The sequence below is a fragment of the Pseudomonas campi genome (genome assembly GCF_013200955.2).
Taxonomy (GTDB): domain Bacteria; phylum Pseudomonadota; class Gammaproteobacteria; order Pseudomonadales; family Pseudomonadaceae; genus Aquipseudomonas; species Aquipseudomonas campi.
Genome location: NZ_CP053697.2, coordinates 2,881,801 through 2,902,138, shown reverse-complemented (window position 1 = coordinate 2,902,138; position 20,338 = coordinate 2,881,801). Strand labels below are relative to the sequence as shown.

The following is a 20,338-nucleotide window of genomic DNA, read 5'->3' as shown; positions in this document are numbered from 1 at the left end:
GCTCAGCCAATCCTGTGGTTGAACTCAGCGCCTCTTTTGCATGAGCCTGCGCTGGGTTGGACGCGACTGGAAAGCCTCCCTACTCTCTAGCCGGAACGGCGAGCCTATGAGACTGTCTGTCGGCATTCCTAGGTCGATCAACCTGAGCAGGAGCAGATGAGCGTATGAAGGACTCTATGCGGTATGCCGACTACCTGCGCATACGTGGCGCGGGTCGCCGCGAGATACCCCTGCGTGAATTGGTGCCGGCGCCGGTCCGCGATGCCGATGGCCGCTGGCACGCCGCTCCCCAGCGCGCCACAAAATTATACGGGGATGAGATCGCCGCTCTTCTCAAACCCTATATCAATATCCGTCTGATGGAGCAGTTGCGTGCCGTGGTGCCGCTGGCGCTGTACTTGGTGCTGTTCCAGATCATCATCCTGCGCCAACTGGTGGAAGACTCGCTGCTTGTCGCGGGCGGCCTGTTCGCGGTGATTGTCGGGCTGATGTTGTTTATGGAAGGGCTGAAACTCGGCCTGATGCCCTTTGGCGAAATTATCGGGAGCAACTTGCCACGCAAGTCGTCCTTGCCTGTCGTGCTGTTGGTCACCCTGTTGCTCGGGATCGGCGTGACCTTTGCGGAGCCCGCGATCGGTGCGTTGCGCACCGCCGGGCAGAACGTTTCCGTGGAGCGTGCGCCTTACCTCTGGGCGATCCTCAACCAGTGGGCCAGCGAATTGGTCCTGGTGGTCGGTGCCAGCGTCGGTTTGGCTGCGGTCACGGGCACGCTGCGCTTTCTCTATGGCTGGAGCCTGAAGCCGCTGATCTACTTGTCGCTGGTGCCCGTTCTGCTGCTGACGGTGTACATGGCCAGTGACCCGGAGCTGGCCAAGGTTATCGGGCTGGCCTGGGATGCGGGTGCAGTCACCACCGGGCCGGTCACGGTGCCGCTGGTGCTGGCGCTGGGCATCGGTATTGCGGCTGCCGCCGGAAAAGGTAACTCCGGGCTGTCCGGCTTCGGCATTGTCACCCTGGCGTCGCTGTTTCCTGTCGTCGGGGTCATGCTGCTGGCCCTGTACGTGGCCGCCACTTCTTCGCCGGCGGAAATCATCGTCGCGGCGCAGGTGGCTGCCAACGCCGGGCAAGAGGCGGCGGCCTGGTACAGCGTCAGCCCCGGACTGGAGATCGTCTCCGGGGTAAGGGCCATCGTGCCGTTGGTGATCTTCCTGCTGATCGTGCTGAAACTGCTGCTGCGCCAGAGCCTGCCGCGGCGCGGCGAGATACTCCTCGGCATTGCCCTGACCGTGGTGGGGATGTGCGTGTTCAACCTCGGGTTGACCTACGGCCTATCGAAGCTGGGTGGCAGTGCCGGCTCGCTGATTCCGGCGGCTTTCATGCAGATTCCCGGCGCAGACAAGTCACCGCTCTACCTCTACCAGGTGGGGATCGTGCTGGCCCTGGCCTTCGCCTGGCTGCTCGGCTATGGGGCCACCGTCGCGGAACCTGCGCTGAATGCGCTCGGTGTTACTGCGCAGACCCTCACCAACGGTTTTATCCGCAAGCGCAGCCTGATCCGTGCGGTTTCGATCGGTGTCGCCTGCGGCATCGCAGTGGGCGTGGCCAAGCTGGTGTTCGACCTGCCACTGGTCTGGCTGGTCGTACCGCCCTACCTGCTGGCCGCAGTGCTGACGGTCTTTTCGACCGAAGAGTTTGTCAATGTGGCCTGGGACAGTGCGGGGGTCACCACCGGGCCGATAACCGTACCGCTGGTTCTGGCCATGGGTCTGGGGCTGGGCAACGCCACTCACGCCGTCGAGGGCTTCGGAATTCTATGCATGGCGTCCGTCGGCCCGATTATCAGCGTCATGCTGCTGGGGCAGTGGGCGCGTATTCAGGTGTGGAGGCAGACAAGGGCAGCTGCGGAGCAGCCTGCAAGTCAATTACTGGGAAGCGGAGAGTCGGCATGAAAGCTGAAGGCATTACCTACCTTACCGACGTAGCACTGATCACCTGCATTGTCGCCGCCGGGCGTGCCGATCAGGTAATCCAGGCGGCTCAGGGCATGGGCGCGCCAGGCGCCATCGTCTACCACGCCAATGGCCTGGGGCCTCGTGAACGCCTCGGCCTGCTTAGCATCGCCATTGATGCGGAGAAAGAGGTGGTCAGCCTGCTGGTGGCCGCCGACTACCAGGACGCAGTACTGGAAGCCATCTACCGCGCGGCCGGCCTGGACGTGCCGGGTGCCGGCATGATCTATGCGACACCGGTGGAAAAAGTGGCCACCTACATTCCCCGCGCACTCCTGGAAAAAGGAGAGGCTTCGTGAACATGGCGTCTACCGGTATCCCGGGAGGGGCGGCCAAACTCATCACCTGTGTGTTGCCCGACGACGGTACGGATCGCCGGCTGCTGCACATGCTGCGCGAGGAGTGGCAAATCACCCGCGCGGACAGCGTTTACTGCCGCGGCGTGGCGGTGCTACGGGCCGCCAAGGCGCAGCGCGACAAGGTGCCCGAGGCGACGCTTGCGCGGGTGGTCAGCGTGGTGGTGGACGAGCAGCAGGCCGACGCGGTTTTCGACTTCATCTGTGTGCAGGTGGGGTTAACCAAGCCGGGGAGTGGCTCGGTGTATATGACCGCGTTGAGTTTTGCGACGCCGCTGGTGATGCCGGCGGGCGTGCCGGAAGAGTCCGGCGTGAAGGCGGCGAGTCTTTAGCCGGCGGCGCTGAGGATCGGCTCGGAGTTCCCAGAGTGCCGTGGCGTGGGGAACGGCCTCGGGTAATCCGGCCGGGTCGTGAGTAGCCTGGATACCTGCACGGTGGAAAACGCTTCGCGGTTTTCCACGGGGTGGCCATCCACCCTACGCCCACGCCGGCTTTTGTAGGGTGGACAACGTTTTACTTGTCCACCGGCTTTTCGTCAGCCCGCTAAGTTGCGAGTAGCCAGTCAGCAACATTCGCACCTGGGCAGACGCGCGAATTCACACACGCGCAATAGTCGCCAGCCCCGTCGCCACCAGCTTTTCCTGACCCTCCTTGACTGCGAACACATCGGCGCGGCACACCGCCTGGCGCTGGCCGGCCTTGAGCACTTCGCTGCGGCAGATCAGGCGTTCGCCCAGGGCCGGGGCGAGCAGGTTGAGTTTGTATTCGCTGGTGACCACGTCGCCAACCATCGAGGCGGCGGCCCAGGCGCAGCCGCTGTCGACCATGAAGCCGACCACTGCGCCGTGTATGTAGCCATGGTGCTGGCACAGGTCGGGGCGGCTGCGGACTTGCAGGCTGACTTTGCCGGGCTCGAAGTCGAGCAGTTCGGCGCCGAGCAACTGGGCGAAGGTGGAGTGTTGCAGGGCCTGCTCCAGGCGTTCGCGGCTGATACCGGTGGCTGTGCTCATGCGGGTGGCTCCGTGGGGTGATGCCTGCAGTCTTGACCCGTCTGCAGGCACCGGCAATCTGCATACAGGGGCGTGATGGCGGCGCATCAGGTTGTCGGGTAGGGCGGGTGCAACCCGCGTTGTCCCCGCGCGCGGGTTTCACCCGCCCTACGGTCTGGCCGCCTTGACTTGCTTCGGCGCCTTCCTTAGCGTGCCGTTTCCGTTTTTTGCCGTGCAGGACTACCCATGAGCGTCGACGATCGCATCAAACTCGAACCGGGCTGGAAAGAGGCCCTTCGTGAGGAGTTCGACAAGCCCTACATGGCGCAGCTCAGCGAGTTTCTGCGGGCGGAGAAGGCGGCGGGCAAGGTGGTGTTTCCGCCGGGGCCGCTGATCTTCAATGCGCTGAATTCCACGCCGCTGGATCAGGTCAAGGTAGTGATCCTCGGCCAGGACCCGTACCACGGTCCCGGCCAGGCCCACGGTCTGTGCTTCTCGGTGCAGCCTGGGGTGCCGGCGCCGCCGTCGCTGGTGAATATCTTCAAGGAATTGCAGCGCGACCTGAATATCGACATCCCCAAGCATGGCTGCCTGCAGAGCTGGGCCGAGCAGGGCGTGCTGCTGCTCAACACTTCGCTGACGGTGGAGCAGGCCAATGCCGGCTCGCATGCCGACAAGGGTTGGCAGCCGTTCACCGACAAGGTGATCGAGGTGGTCAATGCGCGGCCGGGCAACCTGGTGTTCCTGCTCTGGGGCGCGCATGCCCAGGGCAAGCAGAAGCTGATCGATGCCACCCGCCACCTGGTGCTGAAGTCGGCCCATCCGTCACCGCTGTCGGCTTACCGCGGCTTCCTCGGCAATGGCCACTTCAGCCGCACCAACAAGTACCTGGAGCAGTGCGGCCTCACTCCGATCGATTGGCGACTGCCGGCGCTGTAGTCGGCGCCTGGCAAGCCAGGCTGTCGAGATCCTGACGCAGGGCCGCCAGGCGTTGTTGCAGGTGCTGGCGCTGGGGGTTGTCGGCGGCATTCAGCAGGTTGCTGAACAGCTCGGCGAGTAGCTGTTGCGAACGTTCGAATTGCTCGCGATAGGCTGGCGTCCAGTGCTGCGCCCGTTGCTGCAACAGGCTTTGCAGGCGCACGTCGAAATCGGCGCCGCGGCGGCTTTCCAGCGCGGCGCGTAGTTTGGCCTGCCAGTGCGCGCGGTTGTCCAGCCATAGCCGGTTCTGTTCGCCGAGCTGGCTGGCCCAGATCGCCACGTGCCCGCGCTGTGCATCGTTCAGTTGGCCAAACCAGGGCTGCAGGCGCTCCTCCATACGTTCGCGGCGACGGGTGATCTGCTCCTCCATCGCGGGTTCCAGGTACTCGGCGCGCAGCTCGGCATCCTCTTGGGCCATGGCCGCTTCCAGTTCCTGTACCTGCAACGGGTTGAGCCCGCGCAGCAGTTCGGTACCGGTCGGGGTGATCTCCACGGCAATGGCGTCCAGCGCCTGGCGGAACTCGCTGAACTGCGCCTGCAGTTGCTCGGGTTGCAGCTGTGGCTGCTCGACCAGGGCTGCGCTGCGTTGCAGCCAGGCCGAGTAGGCCGGCAGCTGGGTGCTGCAGTGCCAGTCCAGATGCTCGCGCAGGCGCGGCTTGAGCCAGTCCTTCTGGGTGCTGTTGAGTTGCAGGTAGTCGTCCAGCGACCAGCTGATCAGCCAGTCGAGGTTGCGATAGGCCAGGTCGATCCGGCTGCAGGCGCCCAGCAGCAGGGTGACGCAGAGTAGGGCAATGGCACGGCGGCGCAGGTGCATGGCGAGACCCGTCCTAGGATTCTGACCCAAGAATAGAGCAGTCGGGGGCCGTTGCGGTTCCCTGAGTTGCGCCCTGCTAATCCAGGCGCTTGCTTATCCGGGTTACCGCCAGCGCCAGCAGCAGCGCCGAGAACAGCAGCAGTACCAGCACCGGCGGCCACAGCTCTAATAAGGTCGCTTCGCGCAGCATGATGCCGCGGGCCAGGCGCAGGTAGTGGGTCAGGGGCATCAGTTCGGCGATCCACTGGGCGGCCTTGGGCATGCCGGCGAAGGGGAACATGAAGCCGGACAGCAGGATCTGCGGCAGGAAGGTGAAGAAGGCCATCTGCATGGCCTGGAACTGGGTTTGCGACAGGGTCGAGAGGTACACGCCGAGGGCCAGGCTGGCGACGATGAACAGCAGCGAGGCGGCGTACAGCTCCAGCAGCGAGCCGCGCACCGGTACGCCGAACAGCCAGTAGCCGACCACCAGGATCACCGTGATCTGCACCAGGCCGATGCCGACGAAGGGCAGCAGCTTGCCGATGGTCAGTTCCCAGGGCGATACCGGCGTGGCGATGAGCATTTCCAGGTTGCCGTGCTCGCGCTCGCGGACCAGGGCCACGGCGGTGAACAGCACCATGGTCATGGTCAGGATCACCCCGAGCAGCCCTGGCACCGTGTTCAGCGGCGCCAGGCGCTCGGGGTTGTAGAAGTTGACCACTTCGACGCCCTGGCGGCTTTCCCAGCCGGGCAGCGGGTAGGCCGCCAGCTGGCGCGCCGAGGCCTGCACGCTCTGGTCCGAGCCATCCACTATCAGCTGCAGCGGCGGGCGGTCCTGGCGTTGCAGGCGGGCGTCGAAGTCCGCCGGCACCACCAGTGCGGCGCTGATCTTGCCCTGGCGCAGCAACTGGTCGATCTGCTGTGGCGAACTCAGGCGGTAGCGCAGGTCGAGCACCTGGCTGGAGGCGATTTCCGCCACCGCTTCGCGCGAGCTGGCAGTGTTGGCCTGATCCAGCACGGCGGCCTCGATGCCGCGCACGTCCATGTTGATGGCGTAGCCGAACAGCACCAGTTGCAGCAGCGGAATGCCGGCGATCATGGCGAAGGTCAGCTTGTCGCGACGCAGCTGGCGCAGCTCCTTGACCACGATGGCACTCAGGCGGCGCAGGTTCATGGCTGGGCCTGCACGGGCTTGCGGGTGACGCTGACGAAGACGTCTTCCAGGTTGGCTTCGCCGTCCTCGATCTGCGCGCTGATACCGGCGCTGCGCAGGCGCTGCTCGATGTGCTGGCGGGCATCGGTGTTGGCCACCAGCACGCGCAGGACGTTGCCGATCTGCGCCATGGCCAGCACGTCCGGGCTACCCTGCAGGGTGCGCTGGACCTGGCGCGGCTGGGGGTGCTCGATCAGCAGCGGGTGGCCGGGCAGGGCGTCCATCAGCTCGCGCGGGCTGCCGTCGGCCACCAGGCGACCGGCGTCGAGGATGCCCAGGCGCGTGCAGCGCTCGGCCTCGTCCATGTAGTGGGTGGACACCAGCAGGGTGGTGCCGGCGTCGGCCAGTTCGAACAGCGAGTCCCAGAACTCGCGGCGCGACTGTGGGTCGACCGCGCTGGTCGGTTCGTCGAGCAACAGCAGGTCGGGTTTGTGCAAGACCGCGCCGGCCAGGGCCAGACGCTGCTTCTGCCCGCCGCTGAGGGTGCCGGCCAGCTGCTTGCGGCGGTCGGCCAGCCAGTAGCGCTCCAGCACTTCGTCGATGCGCTGGCGGCTGCTGCGACGTGGCAGGCCGTGCACGGCGGCGAGGAACTCGAGGTTCTCGCCCACCGTAAGGTCTTCGTAGAGGGAGAAACGCTGGGTCATGTAGCCGATGCGCCGCTTCAGTTCTTCGGCGTCGCGGGGGATCTGGCAGCCAAGCACCTCGATCTCGCCGGCGCTGGGCAGCAGCAGGCCGCAGAGCATGCGGATGGTGGTGGACTTGCCGCTGCCGTTGGGGCCGAGGAAGCCGAACACTTCGGCGCGGCGCACGCTGAGGTCGAGCTGGTCGACCGCGGTGAGCTCGCCGAAGCGCTTGCTCAGGCCGCGCGCCTGGATCACCAGATCACTGTTGTTCATGGTCCGCTCGCTCGGCGCGCAGCGGCAGGCCGGCTGGCAGCTGCTGCGCGCTAGCGTCCTGCAGGCGCAGCTCGGCGCGGTACACCAGGCGGCTGGCGTCGTCGCCAGTGAGGGCGTAGTAGGGGGTGAAGCTGGCTTCGCTGCGGATCACGCTGATGGTGGCGGCGAAAGGCTGCTCGATGCCCTCGACGAACACGCGCATGCCGTCGCCGACCTTGAAACCTGCACGCTGTTTGGCCGGCACGAAGACCCGCGCGTAGGGCTGCTCACCGACCAGCAGGCTGACCACCTCGGCACCTGCGGGCGGTTGGTCGCCGGGCTTGAAGGGCAGGGCGTCGACGCGTCCGGCCCGCGGCGCGCGCACGCTCAGGTGTTCACGACCGACCTGCAGCTGGGCCAGGTTGCCGCGGGCGGCGTCCAGGGCGGCGCTGGCTTGGTCGAGCTGCTCGGGGCGGGTGCCATTGGTCAGCTCGCGCAGCTGGGCATCGGCATTGCGCGTGGCGGCACTGGCCTGGTCGCGGGCGGCGCGGGCGCGGTCCAGCTCGGCGATGGCCACCTGCTTGCGCTGGTAGAGGGCGGCGATGCGCTGGAAGTTGCGCTCGCTATCGAGCTGTTCGGCGCGGCTGCGGGCCAGGCTGGCCTGCGCCGCCTCGATGCTTTCCACACGCGCGCCGTTGCGCAGTTCGCTCAAGCGGGCCTCGGCCTGGGCCACTTCGCCCTGGGCCTGGGCGATGCGAGCGTCCTGGCGGCGCGCATCGAGCTCCAGCAGCAGCTGCCCGGCGACGACGGGGTCACCTTCGGCGACATTCCAGTGCAGGATGCGTTCCGAGGCTTCGGCGGGCAGGCCGATGCGGTCCCATTCCAGGGTGCCGAGCAGCACCTCGTCGGCGGTCGGGTCGCAGCCGGCGAGCAGGGCCAGGGGCAGCAGGCAGAGCAGCAGTCTGCTCATCTCAGGTCTCCATCCCGTTGTGCAACAGGGCCAGGGTATGCGCGATCAGCGCTTCGTCGCCGATCTGCGGGTTGGCGAAGATGCCGCGCCAGAGCGGTGCGGCGGCGTAGGGCAGCATGGTCACGCCGATCAGCGAGACCACCAACAGACGCGGGTCCAGTGCCGGGTTGAGGGCGCCGCGGGCCTGGGCGGCAGCGAAGCGCTGGGCCAGCAGCAAAGGAATCAGCGGGGCGATGCGCCCGGTCAACTGCTCGCGCAACTGGCCGCCTTCACAGAGGATCTCGCGCACCCACAGCGGCGGAATCCATGGGTGGCTCGCGACCATTGCGCTCATGCCGCGGACGAAGCGCTCGACCAGCTCGTGCGGATCGTCGCCGGCGGCCTGCAGGCCCTCGGCCACACTGCGGATCAGCGGCAGGAAACGTTCCTCGACCAGGGCATCGACCAGGCGCTGCTTGCTGCCGAAGTAATAGTTGACCAGGGCCGGGGTGGCCCCGGCCTGCTGGGCGATGCTGCGCAGGCTGGAGGCCTGGATGCCGGTATGGGCGAAGGCCTGGGCGGCAGCATCGAGCAGGCGTTCGCGCTGCAGCTGGGCATCGCCGGCGGGGCGGCCCGGGGCGCGCGGTGGTTGTTTGGGCTGAGTATTCTTGGTCATGAGTTAATAATTAAACGTTCAATTAATTAATGGCAAGCGCCGTTGATCAGGTGGAGTGCATGGAGGAGGCATCCAGGCTCGCACCTGAGGGGGCCAGCCCCTCATTTCTCGCAGTTGGAGATGGTCGTAAACAGCCGGCGGGTAAGGATGCTTAGTGCCGCCAGAAGGACGGCATCAACAACACCAGCACGGTGAGGATTTCCAGGCGGCCGATCAGCATGCCCAGGGTCAGCGCCCACTTGGCCACGTCGGGCATGGCGGCATAGTTGCCGGCCGGTCCGATCATTTCGCCCATGCCCGGGCCGACCCCGGAAACCATGGCGGCGGCACCCGACAGCGAGGTGATCCAGTCCATGCCGGTCATTGCCACGATCAGCGCCAGGCTGGCGATGGTGATGGTGTAGAAGAAGGCGAAGGCGAGAATCGAACGGGCGATTTCTTCATCCAGGCGATGCCGGTTGTATTGCTGCTTGATCACCGCGCGTGGGTGCACCAGTTGCAGTAGGTTGGCCTTGAGCAGGATGTAGGCGACCTGGAAACGGAACACCTTGAGACCACCGGCCGTCGAACCCGAGCAGCCGCCGACAAAGCCCAGGTAGAAGAACATCATGCTGGCGAAGGGGCCCCACAGGTGGTAATCGCCGAGGGCGAAGCCGGTGGTGGTCATCACCGAGGTGATGTTGACCGCGACATGGCGCAAGGTATCCAGCCAGTGCATGTCGGTGCTGAACCACTTCCAACAGGCCAGGACCAGCCAGCTACCCAGCAGCAGGATGAAAAAGCCGTGTACCTGCTGGTCGCGCAGCAGCGCCCGGAGGTTGCCGCGCAGGGTGGAGACGTAGAGCACGAAGGGCAGGCTGCCGAGGATCATCACCACCACGGCGACCCAGTGCACGGCCGGTTCCTGCCATTTCGCCAGGGACGCGTCGGAAGTGGAGAAGCCGCCGGTGGCGATGGCCGACATGGCATGGTTGATCGCGTCGAACAGGTTCATCCCGGCCAGCCAGAAGGCCAGCACCGACAAGCTGCTGAGGCCGACATAGGCCAGCACCATGTACTTGGCGACCATGTGCGAACGCGGCATGACCTTGTCCGAGCGATCCGATGATTCGGTCTGGAACAGGCGCATGCCGCCGATCCGCAGCATCGGCAGGATGGCCACGGCCATGGCGATAAAGCCGATACCGCCGAGCCAGTGCAGCAGCGAGCGCCAGATCAGCACGCCCGGCGACATGCTGTCCAGGCCGGTAAAGATGGTGGCGCCGGTGGCGGTGATGCCCGACATGCTCTCGAAGTAGGCATCGGTGAAGCTGGTTCGTAGGCTGAAGACGAAGGGCAGGGCGGCGAAGATCGACACCAGCACCCAGCTCGAGACCGTCAGCATGTACATGTCGCGGGGGCGCAGTTGCGTGTTCTGTGGACGCCCCTGGGCGACCATGGTGATGCCGGCGATGAAAGTCAGCAGGCTCGACCAGAGGAAGGCGTTGATCCCCTGCGGCTGCTGGTAAACCAGCAAGGTGGCGATCGGCACGAGCATGGCGATGGCCAGGGTGACCAGGAAGATGCCGTTGATGAACGCCAGGGTGCGCAGGGTCGGCAGGGTCATGGCTGGCCTTTAGCGCAAAGGGGCAGGGTGGAAATGGGCTGGCGCATCAGTGTTTCCAGAAGGCGCGGGTGAACAGTACCAGCACGGTGAGAATTTCCAGGCGGCCGAGCAGCATGCCGATGGTCAGCAGCCACTTGGCCGCATCCGGCAGGGTGGCGAAGTTTCCGGCCGGGCCGATGGTCGGACCGAGGCCCGGGCCGACGTTGCACACCGCCGTGGCCGCGCCGGTCAGGGCGGTGACCCAGTCGAGGCCAACCAGGGTCAGGCCGAGGGCGATCACGCCGATGGTGATGGTGAAGAAGAAGGAGAAAGTGATCAGCGAGCGGACGATGTCTTCGTCCAGGTTGTGGTTGTTGTACTGCTGCTTGATCACCGCGCGTGGGTGCACCAGTTGCTGCAGGTTGGCCTTGAGCAGGACGAAGGCAACCTGGAAACGGAAGATCTTCAGGCCGCCCGAGGTCGAGCCGGAGCAGCCGCCGATAAAGGTCAGGTAGAAGAACAGCAACACCGCGAAACTGCCCCAGGTGGTGTAGTCCCCCAGGGCGAAACCGGTGGTGGTGACCACTGAGGTGACGTTGACCGCGACGATGCGGAAGGCGTCCAGCCAGGCGTGTTCGGAGTTGGCCCATAGCCAGGTACCGAACACCAGCCAGGTCAGCAGCAGAAAGCCGAGGAAGCCGCGTACCTGATGATCGCGCAGCAGCGCCCGGCGATGACCGCGCAGGCTGGCCACATAGAGGGTGAAGGGCAGGCCGCCGAGGATCATGAACAGTACGGCGACCCAGTGCACCGCCGGTTGCTGCCAGTTGGCCAGGGAGGAATCTGAAGTGGAGAAACCGCCGGTGGAGATCGACGCCATCGAGTGGTTGATCGCCTCGAAGGGCGTCATGCCGGCGGCCCAGAAGGCCAGGAAGCCGAGCAAGGTAAGCGCGAGATAGACCAGCAGAATGTACTTGGCGGCCATGTGCGAACGGGGCATGACCTTTTCGCCCCAGTCCGAGGACTCGGTCTGGAACAGGCGCATACCACCGACGCGCAGCAGCGGCAGAATCGCCACCGCCATGCCGATGAAGCCGATACCGCCGAGCCAGTGCAGCATCGAGCGCCAGATCAGGATGCCTGGTGACATGCTGTCCAGGCCGACGAAAATGGTGGAGCCGGTGGTGGTGATGCCCGACATGGTCTCGAAGACGGCGTCGGTGTAGCTGATATGGGCGATCAGCACCATTGGCAGGGCGGCGAAACCACACACCACCACCCAGCTGGCGGTGGTCAGCAGGTACATGTCCCGTGGGCGCAGGTGCATGTGCTGCGGCCGGCCGCGAATCACCAGGGCCAGGCCGGCGATAAAGGTGATCAGGCTTGACCAGAGAAATTCGGTCAGGTCATCGGTGCGGTCGAATGCCAGCAGGGTGAGCATGGGAAAAGCCATGCTCACGGCCAGGGTGATGAGGAAAATGCCGATGATGAAGCCGATGATGCGCAGCGTCGAGAAAGCCATGAAGCAGCTCGGTAGGCGAGGAAGGCGGCATTCTACCTGTAGGCGCCTTGCGCTAGAAGCACGGGTATGCGGCGCCGGCAGGCTGTCCGGTTTGGGGTTGCTTTGACCATAGCAGGGCTAGGCGCAAGGTGCCCCAAGCGGCGTCGCGGTCGCACCGAACCCTCAATAGCCCCTAAAATGCCAGCCTGACCTGCCTGGAGATGACCGATGCAAGCTCTCGATCTATTGCTCAACCGCGTTTCCGTCGGCCGTCTGTTGGAGCCGGCGCCGGATGCGGCGCAGCGTGAACTGCTGTTTCGTGCCGCGCTGCGTGCGCCGGATCATGGTCAGCTGCGGCCCTGGCGCTTCCTCACCGTCGAAGGTGCGGCCCGCGCCAAACTCGGCGAACTGTTCGCCAGCGCGCTGCTGGCGGGCAACCCGGAGGTCAAGAGCGAGGCGCTGGACAAGGCCCGCGCCATGCCCCTGCGTGCGCCCCTGCTGGTGGCGGTGATCGCCCGTCTGACGGCCCCGCACAAGGTGCCGGAGCAGGAGCAACTGCTGTCTGCCGGGTGTGCCGCCCACGGCATGTTGCTGGCCGCCCATGCGCAAGGCCTGGGCGCCATGTGGCGCACCGGTGAGCTGTGTTACAACGCCCAGGTCATGGCCGGCCTGGGCCTGGCGGCCAATGAGCGCATCGTCGGCTTCCTCTACCTCGGCAGCGTCGAAGGCGAGCGACGCACGCCGCCGGCGCTGGCACCGGCCGATTTCGTCGGCAGCTGGCAGGGCTGATGCAAACCGTAGCCCGGATGTAATCCGGAACGGAGTGGTCTGCTTCCCGGATTGCATCCGGGCTACGGTATCTACTACTCAGCGATGCGTTGTCACCCAGGCCTATCCCGGTTGTGCCATCAACGGCAACTCCAGGGTGGCGATGAAACCGCCCTGTGGATGATTGGCCAGCGTCAACTGGCCGCCATGCCGCTCCGCTGCCCGTCGTGCGATGGCCAGGCCCAGGCCGTGGCCGGCGGCGTTCTGGCCGGGCGCGCGGAAGAAGGGTTCGCCGAGCTTGTCCAGTAAATCCGCAGGAACTCCGGGGCCGTGATCGCGCACGCTGATCTGCAACTGCTGCGGCTGGCGCTGCACGCTGATTTCAATTGGCTGCCCGGCCGGATTGAAGCGCAGGGCATTGCGCAGCAGGTTGTCGAGTGCCCGTCCGAGCATGTCCGGCCAGCCCTGCAACGGTAGCGGACGGCTGTCCATGTGAATCTGCAGCTGTTGCTCGGGAGCGCTCAGGCGCGCGTCGTCCTTGAGGGCGTCGAGCAGCTTGCCCAGGTCGATCGCTTGCGCCGTACCCGGCTCGGCATCCAGACGGGCGAGGGCGAGGATTTCGCTGATCAGGTCTTCCAGGCGGTCGCACTCTTTGGCCAGGCGCGGCCAGAGTGTGTCCCGCTCGGCCGGTTCGGCCCGTTCGGCCAGGGCCAGGGCGATGCGCAGGCGCGCCAGCGGCGAGCGCAATTCGTGGGAGACGTCACGCAGCAGTTGGCGCTGGCTACCGATCAGCCCTTGCAGGCGGGCACCCATGCGGTTGAAGTCGCGCGCCAGCACGCCGAACTCGTCACGCCGGCCGGCCAGACGCGCCAGGCTGTGCTGCTGGTAGACGGTCTGGCCGAGGTCGTGCACGGCGCCGCGCAGGCGCCCGAGCGGACGGGTGATGGACAGGGTCAGCAGCAGGCTGAGCGCGGTCAGCACCACCAGGGCGATACCCAGCGCGCTGAGGGGCAAGAGCAGGCTGCCGCGGTGCCAGGCTTCCAGCTCGGGATGCGGGATGCGGTAGATGAACAGGTAGGTATTGCCGCTGCTCGGGCTGGTGTATTCGGCCGTCAGGCGCCGCCAGGGCAGGCGCCGTTCATTGTGCTGGCGGGCCTCGAACGCGGCGGCGCGGGGCGAGAAGGTGCCACGGACCAGGGGCTCGCCATTGTCGTCGAGCACCTGGACGTTGATGTGGAAGCGCTGTTTGCGTTGTTCGAGAAAGTCCTGCGCGGCTTGCCGGCCCTGCTCTTCGAAGCGCTGGCTCCAGCGCTCGGGCAGGTTGTCCAGGGCCGGGTGCTGACTGATGATCCAGCTGTCCTGATTGAGGGCCCGGCCGAGCAGGATGGAGAGCCCGGCAACCAGGGCGATGGCCAGCCAGAAGCTGGCAAAGATGCGCCAGAACATTGAAGACACAGGCTTTCCTCAAGCAAAAGGCCCGGCCTGCCGTGGGGCAGGTCGGGCGGTAGGGTTTGGCCGGTCGCTGCAGCGTGCTGCCGACCTGTCACTCGGCCTTGCTGTCTTTCTCGGCTTTCCAGGCGGCGAATTCTTCGCGCTCGGCGCGGCGCTTGTCCATTTCCGCCTTGTGCGCGTCGAAGGTCTTCTGCTGCTCCGGGGTGAGGATGGCGCGGATCGCCTTGTCGTGTTCCAGGCGCGCACTTTCCAGTTCTTTGTGCATGGCCTGCTTGTCGGCATCCGACAGCTTGTCCAGGTACTTCTGGGTGATCTCCTGCGGGCCACCCTTGCGTTCGCGCATCAGTTTGCCCATCTGCTCGCGCTGTTCGGCGCTGAGGTCGAGGTCCTTGAACATTCGCATGCCCGGGCCACGGTGTTCGCCGCGCATGTCGCTTTGGCCGCAGTGCTTGTGTTCACGGGGTTCAGCGTCGGGCATGGCCAGCGCCAGGGTCGGCAGGGCGCCTGCAAGCAGTAGGGCGATCAGGGTCTTGCGCATGGGGTGTCTCCTTGTCTCGATGCCGGTGGATTACCGGATGAGCCCAGTCTAGGGACGGCAAGGTCAAGCGCAGTCAGGCAAGGGTAAAGGCTGGGTAAAGACGGGCCGCGACAGCTGCCATTAGAACCTGTTTACGATCTTTTGGATTAGAGTCAGACAAGGCAAAAATGGCCGAGGAAGCGGAATTTACAAGCTGTAAATGAGCATTCCGAGGCCATTTTTAACGCAGGATGGCCGACAGCCAAGAGATCGTGGACAGGTTCTCAGGCGTTGTAGTAATAGCCGCGACTGCGCAGGGCAACGATGCGCGGGCGACCATCGGCATGCGGGCCGAGCTTCTTGCGCAGGTTGCTGACATGCATGTCCAGACTGCGGTCATACAGGGTCAGCTTGCGGCCCAGGGCCAGCTGCGCCAGGGTCTGCTTGTCCACCGGTTCGCCTGGCTGTTGCAGCAGGGCTTCGAGTACGCGGCTTTCCGAAAGGGTCAGGCTGATTTCCTGTTCGCCGATGCTGGCTGCACCGCGGATCGGGCTGTAGCTGAGATCGCCCAGCTCCAGGCGTGAACTGCTCGCCACCGGGGCGCTGCGGCGCAGCACGGCGCGCAGGCGGGCGGTAAGTTCGCGCGGGTCGCAGGGCTTGGCCAGGTAGTCGTCGGCACCCAGCTCCAGGCCGAGGATACGGTCCAGCGGCTCGCCGCGCGCCGAGAGCATCAGTACCGGCAGCTCCGGGTGCTCGCTGCGCAGTTGCTTGAGCAATTCCAGGCCACTGCCGTCTGGCAGCATCACATCGAGGATCACTGCGGCCGGCGTGGTCTGCGCCAGGGCCGCCCGGGCACTGTTGCCGTCATGGCTGGCGCGCACCCGGAATCCCTCCTGCTGCAGCCAGCTGGCCAGCAGTTCGCAGAGTTCCTGGTCGTCGTCGATCAGCAGCAGTTCGTTCATGGGTTGTGCTTCAGACCCACTGGCTCTGGCGTTTGTTGCGCCGTCCGCCACTCAGGCGACCGACGATGAAGGCCAGCAGGGCAGTACCGGCGCCGACCGCGAACCACATCTGCTGTTCGCTGAGCAACTGATCCGGCCGCTGAGCCTGGGCTTCCTTGAGTTTCAGCTTGAGGCGCTGGTTTTCCTGGCGCAGGCGGCTGAGCAGGGCGCTATCGCGCTCGCCATCCGTTGCTGCGGTGCTATCGCTTGCCGGGCTTTCTGCCGGGGTCGCTTGCGGCGCAGTTGCCGGGTTGTCGACGCTGCTGGTCGTGGGTGCCAGGCTGCTGGTGGCACTGGCGGGGGCTGCGGGTACTTCTTCGGCGGCCAGCAAGGGCGCGAACAGCAATGTAGTGAGAAGCAATGACAGCGGACCTGTGCGCATGAGGAACTCCAGTTTCCCGTTTGTTGTTATGGGTTATGCGTGGCGATGACTTGCGGGTGGATCAGAGCGTGTTCTCAGGGCAAGACCAGCTTGAAGGGCTTTACCAGCACGCTGGCATACACGCCGGCAGCGCGGTAGGGGTCGGCATCCGCCCAGTTCTGTGCGGCGACCAGGGATTCGAACTCGGCGACGATCAAGCTGCCGGAGAAACCAGCGGGTCCTGGGTCAACGCTGTCCACCGCCGGGTGCGGGCCGGCCAGCACCAGGCGGCCTTCGCTTTTCAGCTGCTCCAGGCGGGCCAGATGGGCAGGGCGAGCGGTCAGGCGCTGTTCCAGGGAGTTGGGTACGTCGCTGGCGATGATGGCGTAGAGCATGTCAGTCCTTGCTTTGCTGGGGGGCGTCGTCGTGCATGTGGCGCGCCAGGTAGACACCCTGGGCGACCAGGAACAGCACGGTCATGCCCAAGCTGCCGAACACTTTGAAGTCGACCCAGATGTCGTGGAAGGTGAAGGCGACGAACAGGTTGGCGCAGCCACTGAAGATGAAGAAGGCGATCCAGGCGATGTTCAGGCGGGTCCAGATCGGCTGTGGCAGGCTCACGGCGTGGCCCATCATGCGCTGAATCAGCACCTTGTTGCCGATGAAGTGGCTGGCGGCGAAACCGGCGGCGAACAGCCAGTTGACCACCGGGGCTTTCCACTTGAGGAAGGTTTCGCTGTGGAAGGCCAGGGTCATGCCGCCGAACAGCAGGCAGGCGACCAGAGTCAGCCACTGGCCCTTCTCCAGCCTGCGCTGCACCGCCAGCAGTGTGCCGTAGACCAGCACCGAACTGGCGATCAGCACCGCCGTGGCACTGAAGATACCGCCCAGCTCGAAGCTGTGACCAGCCAGGTCGATGGTGCGTGGGTCGAGTTTGTAGACGATGAAAAACAGGATAAGCGGGATGAAATCGATGAATTGTTTCACGGCGGCAGCCAGAAGCGGGATGTGGCGGCATAATAACAAACATCATTGACCCTGAAAGCGGCCCCATGAAAGTAGATCTGCACTGCCACAGCACGGCCTCGGACGGCGTTCTTGCCCCGTCCGTGGTGGTTGCGCGCGCCCATGAGCGGGGTGTGCAACTGCTGGCGCTGACCGATCACGACACCCTCGAAGGCCTCGACGAAGCGCGCCAGGCCGCGAATGAGCTGGGGTTGCAGCTGGTCAACGGCATCGAACTGTCCTGCACCTGGGGCGGCGCTACTATTCATGTATTGGGCTATGCCTTTGCCGCCGATGCCCCTGCGTTGCAGCAGGCCATCGGTGAGCTGCACCAGGGTCGCTGGCTGCGCGCTGAGGAAATCTCCCGGCGCCTGGAAGCCAAGGGCATGCCTGGTGCGCTGGAGGGCGCGCGTGCTGTGCAGCAGGCCCTGGGCGACAGCGGCAACGCACCGGCGCGGCCGCACTTTGCCGAGTTCCTGGTGCGTGCCGGACATGTGCGTGATCACGCTGAGGCGTTCCGCAAGTGGCTCGGCTCCGGCAAACTGGGCGATGTGAAGCAGCACTGGCCGACCCTGGAGCAGGCAGTCGGCACATTGCGCGAGGCGCGCGCCTGGATCAGCCTGGCGCACCCCTGGCAGTATGATTTCACCCGTAGCAAGCGGCGCCGTCTGGTCGCCGACTTCATTGCCGCCGGCGGCCATGCGCTGGAAGTGGTCAATGGCCTGCAACCGGCCGAACAGGTGGGTGGCCTGGCCATTCTGGCCCGCGAATTCGGCATGCTGGCCAGCGTCGGCAGCGATTTCCATGCACCGGGCGACTGGTCGGAGTTGGGCATGTACCGTCCGTTACCCGAGGATCTGCCACCTTTGTGGGAGCGCTTCAGAGATGTCCACAGCCCGAATATTGCTGCCCTCTGAACAGGGAGAGGTTATGAGTCAGTTTTTCCAGGTGCACCCGGAAAACCCCCAGGCGCGCCTGATCAAGCAGGCCGTGGAAATCATCCGCGGTGGTGGCGTGGTGGTCTATCCGACCGATTCGTCCTACGCGATCGGTTGTCTGATTGGCGACAAGGGCCCGGTCGAGCGTATCCGCCGCCTGCGCCAGCTGGACGACAAGCACAACTTCACCCTGGTGTGCAGCGACCTGTCGCAGATAGGTCTGTTCGCCAAGGTCGATACCGCCGCCTTCCGCGTACTCAAGGCGCATACTCCCGGGCCTTACACCTTTATCCTCAATGCCACCCGTGAAGTGCCGCGCATGCTTCTGCATCCCAAGCGCCGCACCATCGGCCTGCGCGTGCCGGGCCATCCGATCGCCCAGGCACTGGCCGAGCAGCTTGGCGAGCCGCTGATGAGTGTGAGCCTGATTCTGCCGGGCGAAGCGCTACCGATGAGCGACCCCTACGAGATGCGCCAGGTGCTCGAACACCACGTCGACCTGATCATCGACGGTGGCTACGGCGGCCTGGAGGCCTCCACTGTGGTCAATCTGGCCGATGGCGAGCCCGAAGTGTTCCGTGTCGGTTGTGGCGACCCCACGCCGTTCCAGGGGGAGGAGGCGTGAGCGAGACCGCGGACGTGCAGGCCGGCGCCCAGCAGGAGCTGCCGTTTGCACTGGTTTACGGCCAGGCGGTCACCGAGCTGCCGCTCGATTTGTATATCCCGCCGGATGCCCTGGAAGTCTTCCTCGAAGCTTTCGAAGGCCCGCTCGACCTGCTGCTCTACCTGATCCGCAAGCAGAACATCGACATCCTCGATATCCCCGTGGCCGAGATCACCAAGCAGTACATGGGCTATGTCGAACTGATGCAGTCGGTGCGCCTGGAACTGGCCGCCGAGTACCTGGTGATGGCCGCCATGCTCGCCGAGATCAAGTCGCGCATGCTGCTGCCGCGCTCCAGCGAAGTAGAAGACGAGGAAGACGATCCGCGCGCCGAACTGATCCGCCGCCTGCAGGAATACGAACGTTACAAGGCCGCCGCCGAAGGCTTGGACGAGTTACCGCGGGTCGGTCGTGATCTCACCGTGCCCAAGCTCGACGCCCCCGAGGCCAGGGCGCGCAAGCTGTTGCCGGATGTCAGCCTGGAAGAGCTGCTGCTGTCCATGGCTGAAGTGCTGCGGCGTGGCGACATGTTCGAGAGCCACCAGATCACCCGCGAGGTGCTGTCCACCCGCGAACGCATGAGCGAGGTGCTGGAGCGCCTCAAGGGCGGCGCTTTTGTGCCGTTCGTCGAGCTGTTCAGCGCTGCCGAGGGGCGCCTTGGCGTGGTGGTGACCTTTATGGCGGTGCTGGAACTGATCAAGGAATCCCTGGTGGAGCTGGTGCAGAATGAAGCCTTTGCGCCCATCCACGTGCGTGCCCGAGCCGAATAGATGAACCTGAGCGACCCCAAAGAGCTGGCCAGCCTGCTGGAAGCATTTCTCCTGGCCTCCGGCAAACCGCAATCGCTGGAACGCATCTGCGAGCTGTTCGACGAAGCAGAGCGCCCGGAGCTGGCGACCATCCGCGATGCCCTGAGCATTCTCGCCGCCTCCTGTCAGGGGCGGGCCTTCGAGTTGAAGGAAGTCGCTTCCGGCTATCGCCTGCAGGTGCGCGAGAAGTTCGCGCCCTGGGTCGGTCGCCTGTGGGAAGAACGGCCGCAGCGCTATTCGCGGGCCATGCTCGAAACCCTGGCGCTGATTGCCTACCGCCAGCCCATTACCCGTGGCGAGATCGAGGATATCCGCGGCGTGGCGGTCAACAGCCAGATCGTCAAGACCCTGCTGGAGCGTGAGTGGATCCGCGTGGTCGGCCACCGCGACGTACCCGGCAAGCCGGCGATGCTGGCCACTACCCGGCAGTTCCTCGACCACTTCAACCTGAAGAACCTCGACGAGCTACCAACCCTGGCCGAGCTGCGCGAGCTGGAGCCCGAGCCGATGCTGGCGCTGGAGGACGACTTGCCGGTACCGGCTGGTCTGCAGGCGCGCGCCGATGCCGCCGGCGAAGAAGAAGCGGCCGAGCCGCGCGATGAAACCAGCTTCCGTAGCCTGCTGGCCGAGCTGGACTCCATGGAGCAAGGTTTGAAGACCGACTTCGATGACTTGGCCCTGGACGATGAGGTTGAGCCGGAGTCCGAGACCGAGACCGAGACCGAGTCTGCCGGCGATTCGCTGGTCGATGTGGATGCCAAGGATTCCTTGCACTGACAATCCCGCTAGGCGGTCTATAGTCTGCCCGTGCGTCCGGGTAACTATCCGCGTATGATGCGCGACCCTTTTGGCGCTGGCTCGATTCGAGCGGGCGTCGTCCTCATCACCGAATACAC

General features: G+C 65.2%; 23 protein-coding genes. 9 read left to right on the top strand and 14 right to left on the bottom strand.

The window, feature by feature from the left end; all coding sequences use genetic code 11:
- Positions 1–164: 164 nt before the first annotated feature.
- Genes HNE05_RS13505 through HNE05_RS13495 form a run of 3 tightly spaced genes read left to right on the top strand, consistent with a single transcriptional unit; the run spans position 165 to position 2,697 of the window.
- Entirely contained in the window at positions 165–1,949 is a 1,785-nt protein-coding gene (locus HNE05_RS13505) for a DUF1538 domain-containing protein (RefSeq protein WP_173208210.1), read from the top strand.
- A complete protein-coding gene (locus HNE05_RS13500; RefSeq protein WP_173208207.1) occupies positions 1,946–2,308 on the top strand; it encodes a P-II family nitrogen regulator in 363 nt (120 codons plus the stop codon). Before HNE05_RS13505 ends, HNE05_RS13500 begins: the two co-directional genes overlap by 4 nt.
- Entirely contained in the window at positions 2,305–2,697 is a 393-nt protein-coding gene (locus tag HNE05_RS13495; RefSeq protein WP_219637194.1) for a hypothetical protein, read from the top strand. The genes HNE05_RS13500 and HNE05_RS13495 overlap by 4 nt, the downstream gene beginning before the upstream one ends.
- 264 nt (positions 2,698–2,961) lie before the next feature.
- Here the strand turns inward: HNE05_RS13495 and HNE05_RS13490 are convergent, their stop codons facing one another.
- On the bottom strand, positions 2,962–3,375 hold the full coding sequence (locus tag HNE05_RS13490) for a PaaI family thioesterase (protein WP_173208204.1): 414 nt from the start codon (positions 3,373–3,375) through the stop codon (positions 2,962–2,964).
- 225 nt (positions 3,376–3,600) lie between these two features.
- On the opposite strand from HNE05_RS13490, the gene ung reads away from it, so the two are divergent.
- Positions 3,601–4,293, top strand: a complete 693-nt coding sequence (gene ung / locus HNE05_RS13485; protein ID WP_173208201.1) for a uracil-DNA glycosylase — start codon at positions 3,601–3,603, stop codon at positions 4,291–4,293.
- Here ung and HNE05_RS13480 read toward each other — a convergent pair.
- The 7 genes from HNE05_RS13480 to HNE05_RS13450 all read right to left on the bottom strand — a co-directional run bounded on the left by HNE05_RS13480 (position 4,259) and on the right by HNE05_RS13450 (position 11,948).
- The gene (locus HNE05_RS13480; RefSeq protein WP_240008758.1) at positions 4,259–5,146 is read right to left on the bottom strand and encodes a DUF6279 family lipoprotein; all 888 of its coding nucleotides are present in this window, start codon (positions 5,144–5,146) and stop codon (positions 4,259–4,261) included. The two genes, ung and HNE05_RS13480, sit on opposite strands and share 35 nt — an antisense overlap.
- Before the next feature lie 76 nt (positions 5,147–5,222).
- The gene (locus tag HNE05_RS13475) at positions 5,223–6,302 is read right to left on the bottom strand and encodes an ABC transporter permease (protein WP_173208197.1); all 1,080 of its coding nucleotides are present in this window, start codon (positions 6,300–6,302) and stop codon (positions 5,223–5,225) included.
- The gene (locus HNE05_RS13470; protein WP_173208174.1) at positions 6,299–7,237 is read right to left on the bottom strand and encodes an ABC transporter ATP-binding protein; all 939 of its coding nucleotides are present in this window, start codon (positions 7,235–7,237) and stop codon (positions 6,299–6,301) included. The genes HNE05_RS13475 and HNE05_RS13470 overlap by 4 nt, the downstream gene beginning before the upstream one ends.
- A complete protein-coding gene (locus tag HNE05_RS13465; protein WP_173208172.1) occupies positions 7,224–8,186 on the bottom strand; it encodes an HlyD family secretion protein in 963 nt (320 codons plus the stop codon). Before HNE05_RS13465 ends, HNE05_RS13470 begins: the two co-directional genes overlap by 14 nt.
- A gap of 1 nt (position 8,187) precedes the next feature.
- Positions 8,188–8,841 (bottom strand): TetR/AcrR family transcriptional regulator, encoded by a 654-nt coding sequence (locus HNE05_RS13460; protein ID WP_173208170.1) that lies wholly within the window; start codon positions 8,839–8,841, stop codon positions 8,188–8,190.
- A 151-nt stretch (positions 8,842–8,992) separates the two neighbouring features.
- Entirely contained in the window at positions 8,993–10,447 is a 1,455-nt protein-coding gene (locus HNE05_RS13455) for a TrkH family potassium uptake protein (protein WP_173208168.1), read from the bottom strand.
- A gap of 46 nt (positions 10,448–10,493) precedes the next feature.
- On the bottom strand, positions 10,494–11,948 hold the full coding sequence (locus HNE05_RS13450) for a TrkH family potassium uptake protein (RefSeq protein WP_173208166.1): 1,455 nt from the start codon (positions 11,946–11,948) through the stop codon (positions 10,494–10,496).
- 207 nt (positions 11,949–12,155) lie between these two features.
- On the opposite strand from HNE05_RS13450, the gene HNE05_RS13445 reads away from it, so the two are divergent.
- Entirely contained in the window at positions 12,156–12,716 is a 561-nt protein-coding gene (locus tag HNE05_RS13445) for a nitroreductase family protein (protein ID WP_173208164.1), read from the top strand.
- A 102-nt stretch (positions 12,717–12,818) separates the two neighbouring features.
- On the opposite strand, the gene HNE05_RS13440 is transcribed toward HNE05_RS13445, so the two are convergent.
- The 6 genes from HNE05_RS13440 to HNE05_RS13415 form a co-directional block, all read right to left on the bottom strand.
- The gene (locus HNE05_RS13440) at positions 12,819–14,150 is read right to left on the bottom strand and encodes a sensor histidine kinase (RefSeq protein ID WP_173208162.1); all 1,332 of its coding nucleotides are present in this window, start codon (positions 14,148–14,150) and stop codon (positions 12,819–12,821) included.
- A gap of 88 nt (positions 14,151–14,238) precedes the next feature.
- A complete protein-coding gene (locus HNE05_RS13435; protein ID WP_173208160.1) occupies positions 14,239–14,685 on the bottom strand; it encodes a Spy/CpxP family protein refolding chaperone in 447 nt (148 codons plus the stop codon).
- Between the two features lie 263 nt (positions 14,686–14,948).
- The gene (locus tag HNE05_RS13430) at positions 14,949–15,626 is read right to left on the bottom strand and encodes a response regulator transcription factor (RefSeq protein WP_173208158.1); all 678 of its coding nucleotides are present in this window, start codon (positions 15,624–15,626) and stop codon (positions 14,949–14,951) included.
- Positions 15,627–15,636: 10 nt separating this feature from the next.
- The gene (locus HNE05_RS13425) at positions 15,637–16,047 is read right to left on the bottom strand and encodes an SH3 domain-containing protein (RefSeq protein ID WP_173208155.1); all 411 of its coding nucleotides are present in this window, start codon (positions 16,045–16,047) and stop codon (positions 15,637–15,639) included.
- A gap of 74 nt (positions 16,048–16,121) precedes the next feature.
- Complete coding sequence (locus HNE05_RS13420) at positions 16,122–16,421, bottom strand: YciI family protein (protein ID WP_173208153.1); 300 nt, start codon at positions 16,419–16,421, stop codon at positions 16,122–16,124.
- 1 nt (position 16,422) lies between these two features.
- Positions 16,423–17,013 (bottom strand): septation protein A, encoded by a 591-nt coding sequence (locus tag HNE05_RS13415; protein WP_173208151.1) that lies wholly within the window; start codon positions 17,011–17,013, stop codon positions 16,423–16,425.
- Positions 17,014–17,078: 65 nt separating this feature from the next.
- Here HNE05_RS13415 and HNE05_RS13410 point away from each other — a divergent pair, with 65 nt between their 5' ends.
- Genes HNE05_RS13410 through scpB form a run of 4 tightly spaced genes read left to right on the top strand, consistent with a single transcriptional unit; the run spans position 17,079 to position 20,219 of the window.
- Entirely contained in the window at positions 17,079–17,948 is an 870-nt protein-coding gene (locus HNE05_RS13410; RefSeq protein ID WP_173208149.1) for a PHP domain-containing protein, read from the top strand.
- Positions 17,949–17,961: 13 nt separating this feature from the next.
- Positions 17,962–18,594 (top strand): L-threonylcarbamoyladenylate synthase, encoded by a 633-nt coding sequence (locus HNE05_RS13405; RefSeq protein WP_173208148.1) that lies wholly within the window; start codon positions 17,962–17,964, stop codon positions 18,592–18,594.
- Positions 18,591–19,403: a segregation and condensation protein A gene (locus tag HNE05_RS13400; protein WP_420826968.1), complete on the top strand. Its 813-nt coding sequence runs from the start codon at positions 18,591–18,593 to the stop codon at positions 19,401–19,403. Before HNE05_RS13405 ends, HNE05_RS13400 begins: the two co-directional genes overlap by 4 nt.
- On the top strand, positions 19,404–20,219 hold the full coding sequence (gene scpB, locus HNE05_RS13395; protein WP_173208146.1) for an SMC-Scp complex subunit ScpB: 816 nt from the start codon (positions 19,404–19,406) through the stop codon (positions 20,217–20,219).
- The last annotated feature ends 119 nt before the right edge of the window (positions 20,220–20,338 follow it).